Annotated in this window: 1 rRNA gene; it reads left to right on the forward strand. The window is 57.0% G+C overall.

Going from position 1 to position 3,408, the window contains the following annotated elements:
- Nucleotides 1–210 precede the first annotated feature (210 nt).
- Nucleotides 211–3,324, forward strand: a 23S ribosomal RNA gene (locus ACFU9A_RS21730).
- Nucleotides 3,325–3,408 lie beyond the last annotated feature (84 nt).

Genomic DNA, 3,408 nt, shown 5'->3' on the forward strand with positions numbered 1-3,408 from the left:
CTCGGTCGGTGACTGGTTTCGGCTGGTGTGGGTGTGGGTGGGTGTCGGGGTAGGCGTGCCGTGGGGTCTGCGGGTTCGTCCGTTGCTTGAGAACTGCATAGTGGACGCGAGCATCCCAGATGTTCAGTACTGGTTTGGTCGGCGGTCGGCTCCTTTGGGGGTTGGTTGTTGATCGGACTGGTTTTCTGATCTCTGTGAAATATTGTAGTGTGTCGAAGTTTTTAAGGGCACAGGGTGGATGCCTTGGCACTAGGAGCCGAAGAAGGACGTTGTAGCCTGCGATAAGCCTCGGGGAGTTGGCAAACGAGCTGTGATCCGAGGATGTCCGAATGGGGGAACCCGGCTGGGGTCATGCCCAGTCACCTGCATCTGAATACATAGGGTGTAGGGGGGAACGTCGGGAAGTGAAACATCTCAGTACCGACAGGAAGAGATATTCCGTGAGTAGTGGCGAGCGAAAGCGGATGAGGCCAAACCGTGTGTGTGTCAAGCTGTCAGGCGTTGCACATGCGGGGTTGTGGGACCTTCTGACCAGATCTGACAGTCTGGTAGCCAGTAAGAAAGCCGTGTCATAGTCGAACCGCATTGAAAGGCGGACCGTAGTGGGTGTGAGTCCCGTAGACGAAATGGTGCGGCCTGGTTGAGGGGATCCCAAGTAGCACGGGGCCCGAGAAATCTCGTGTGAATCTGGCAAGACCACTTGCTAAGCCTAAATACTACCTAGTGACCGATAGCGGACAAGTACCGTGAGGGAAAGGTGAAAAGTACCCCGGGAGGGGAGTGAAATAGTACCTGAAACCGTGTGCCTACAATCCGTCGGAGCCTCCCTAGCAGGGGTGACGGCGTGCCTTTTGAAGAATGAGCCTGCGAGTTAGTGCTCGGTGGCGAGGTTAACCCGTGTGGGGAAGCCGTAGCGAAAGCGAGTCCGAATAGGGCGATACAGTCGCCGGGTCTAGACCCGAAGCGAAGTGATCTAGCCATGGGCAGGTTGAAGCGCCGGTAAGACGGCGTGGAGGACCGAACCCACTTAGGTTGAAAACTGAGGGGATGACCTGTGGTTAGGGGTGAAAGGCCAATCAAACTTCGTGATAGCTGGTTCTCCCCGAAATGCATTTAGGTGCAGCGTCACGTGTTTCTTGCCGGAGGTAGAGCTACTGGATGGCTAATGGGCCCTACCAGGTTACTGACGTCAGCCAAACTCCGAATGCCGGTAAGACATAGCGTGGCAGTGAGACTGCGGGGGATAAGCTTCGTAGTCGAGAGGGAAACAGCCCAGATCATCGGCTAAGGCCCCTAAGCGTGTGCTCAGTGGGAAAGGATGTGGAGTTGCACAGACAACCAGGAGGTTGGCTTAGAAGCAGCCACCCTTGAAAGAGTGCGTAATAGCTCACTGGTCAAGTGATTCCGCGCCGACAATGTAGCGGGGCTCAAGTACACCGCCGAAGCCGTGGCACTCACACGTTAGCCCAGCACCGACTTGATCGGTGTTCAGGTGTGTGGGTGGGTAGGGGAGCGTCGTGTGGGCAGTGAAGCTGCAGGGTGACCTAGTGGTGGAGCCCACACGAGTGAGAATGCAGGCATGAGTAGCGAATGACGGGTGAGAAACCCGTCCGCCGAATGACCAAGGGTTCCAGGGCCAGGTTAATCCGCCCTGGGTAAGTCGGGACCTAAGGCGAGGCCGACAGGCGTAGTCGATGGACAAGGAGTTGATATTCTCCTACCGGCGAAGAACCGCCCATACCGAGCCCGGTGATGCTAACCGCCCCAATGGCGACATCGTGACCTTCGGGTCACACCGTCGCCGGCGGCGTGGGACCCGAACCGGTAGTAGGTAAGCGTGTTAACAGGGGTGACGCAGGAAGGTAGCCCGGCGTGGCGATGGTAGTCCACGTCCAAGGTTGTAGCCCGCTTCGTAGGCAAATCCGCGAAGCACATAGGGTGAGAACTGATAGTGACCGCGTATGCGGGAAACGGGTGATCCTCTGCTGCCAAGAAAAGCCTCGACGCGAGGTTCTAGCCGCCCGTACCCCAAACCGACTCAGGTGGTCAGGTAGAGAATACTAAGGCGATCGAGCGAATCGTGGTTAAGGAACTCGGCAAAATGCCCCCGTAACTTCGGGAGAAGGGGGGCCTGATCCGTGAACACCCTAGCGGTGGGAAGCGGTGAGGGCCGCAGAGACCAGGGAGAAGCGACTGTTTACTAAAAACACAGGTCCGTGCGAAGTCGCAAGACGATGTATACGGACTGACGCCTGCCCGGTGCTGGAAGGTTAAGAGGACGGGTCAACTTCGGTGAAGCCCAGAATTTAAGCCCCAGTAAACGGCGGTGGTAACTATAACCATCCTAAGGTAGCGAAATTCCTTGTCGGGTAAGTTCCGACCTGCACGAATGGCGTAACGACTTCTCCGCTGTCTCAACCGCGAGCTCGGCGAAATTGCACTACGAGTAAAGATGCTCGTTACGCGCAGCAGGACGGAAAGACCCCGGGACCTTTACTATAGCTTGGTATTGGTGTTCGGTGTGGCTTGTGTAGGATAGGTGGGAGACTGTGAGACCCGGCCGCCAGGTCGGGAGGAGTCATCGTTGAAATACCACTCTGGCCATATCGACCATCTAACCTCGGTCCGTAATCCGGATCAGGGACAGTGCCTGGTGGGTAGTTTAACTGGGGCGGTTGCCTCCCAAAATGTAACGGAGGCGCTCAAAGGTTCCCTCAGCCTGGTTGGCAATCAGGTGTCGAGTGCAAGTGCACAAGGGAGCTTGACTGTGAGACCGACAGGTCGAGCAGGGACGAAAGTCGGAACTAGTGATCCGGCGGTGGCTTGTGGAAGCGCCGTCGCTCAACGGATAAAAGGTACCCCGGGGATAACAGGCTGATCTTGCCCAAGAGTCCATATCGACGGCATGGTTTGGCACCTCGATGTCGGCTCGTCGCATCCTGGGGCTGGAGTAGGTCCCAAGGGTTGGGCTGTTCGCCCATTAAAGCGGTACGCGAGCTGGGTTTAGAACGTCGTGAGACAGTTCGGTCCCTATCCGCTGCGCGCGCAGGAAACTTGAGAAGGGCTGTCCCTAGTACGAGAGGACCGGGACGGACGAACCTCTGGTGTGCCAGTTGTTCCGCCAGGAGCACGGCTGGTTAGCTACGTTCGGAAGGGATAACCGCTGAAAGCATCTAAGCGGGAAGCCTGCTTCAAGATGAGGTTTCCATCCCCCTCGGGGGTGAAGGCACCCAGCTAGACCACTGGGTAGATAGGCCGGATGTGGAAGACAGGACGAAAGACTGTCGGAGCTGACCGGTACTAATAAGCCAACAACTTCACACACACCCAACACTGTTGGCAATAACATGCTTGCGTCCACTATGCGGTTCCCGAGAAACGGGCACCACCCCCACCCCCCACACACAC

This window comes from Isoptericola sp. NPDC057653, assembly GCF_042799955.1.
Classification (GTDB): Bacteria; Actinomycetota; Actinomycetes; order Actinomycetales; family Cellulomonadaceae; genus Isoptericola.